The following is a 1283-nucleotide window of genomic DNA, read 5'->3' on the forward strand; positions in this document are numbered from 1 at the left end:
ACATAGTTTCATGATGGATTTCATTTTCTTAATCTTCTTCACTTTTACATTGTTCGAGTGTAGGGCTTTAAACTCAGGGTTATTCATCACCAGACTCATGGTCGCAAGGAAGAGGTAACGCCGCAGGCGTGATCTTCCACGTTTGGAAAGAACAATTTGGCCTTTCCACTTCCCAGAGCTAGCCTCAGCGAGATGCAATCCTGCATGACGAAGGAGCGCATTCCCGTGAGCGAACCCACTCAGATCTCCAGCTTCGCCTAAGATGCCCGCCAGTGAAATCTCACTGATTCCTTTAATGGCAAGTATTTGCTTAACGAATGGGATCTTTTCCAAGACGTTTGTGACTTCTTGCGTCACTCTTTCGAGTTGGGATGAAGCGAGATCATATTCCTCTAATAACTGTTCCAAGTGAAGTTTATACGCATCAAGGGCGTGTTTCGTACCAATTGAACGCTTGGCCAACGCAAGCAGGGAATGGGCTTTTTTATGCCCGGAATGTCGCTTCATACATGATTTCCATCCGGTTACGATATCTTGAGGCTGTAAGGAACATAATTCAGCTGGGGTAGGAAAGAGGCGTAGGGTTGCGATTGCCCCTTTACATGATACGTCTTTAAACACTTCCCGGAGCTCGGGAAAGACAACATCCACCCAGCGATTAATTTGGTTGATGGAGCTAACAAGACGCTTAACGATCACATCTCGGTTAGCCATAAGGACACGAAGTTTTTCAAATGATTCTGAAGTGGAACGAACGAAGGCATAGTAGCCATTCTTCACCATATCAGCTATGACAAGGGCATCTTTTTTATCACTTTTGGATTGCGTATTATCACGATTTTCTTTGTTTCTTTTGACATGGTGAGGATTGACCGTGACGACATCAATGTTTTGTTTGACTAGCCACTTTGAAAGGTTTATCCAATAATGTCCGGTAGGTTCCATTCCGACTATCGTGGTGTCTAAGTTTTTCAGGTGTTTTAGTTCCTTGATCCAGTTTAGTAAGCTAGTAAAACCCTCTTCGTTATTTTGAAAAGACAAAGGTTTCCCGACCACAATGCCTCGATAGTTTACAGCACGGGCCACGTGTACGTGTTGGGCAATATCCACACCAACAACTAGATGTTGATCCGTAATTCTCTCAATTAGTTGATTTTGTTTGTTTTGCATTTTAAAATTCATAGTAGGGCTTCCTCCTTAAGATGAGTTTTGGTTTGTGTGTACTCTCATCATACTGAGGGGCTCTGTTTTTTTCAAAGCCGATAATTAATGCTCTACAGGAA

The 1283-nt window shown here is 42.9% G+C and carries 1 protein-coding gene; it reads right to left on the reverse strand.

Annotated elements, in window-relative coordinates:
- Nucleotides 1-1182 (reverse strand): IS110 family transposase (locus ACQKMR_RS28370; protein ID WP_427700245.1); only part of this gene is annotated, 1182 nt, incomplete at its 3' end.
- Nucleotides 1183-1283 lie beyond the last annotated feature (101 nt).

Source organism: Peribacillus sp. NPDC096540, assembly GCF_050278525.1.
GTDB lineage: Bacteria > Bacillota > Bacilli > Bacillales > DSM-1321 > Peribacillus.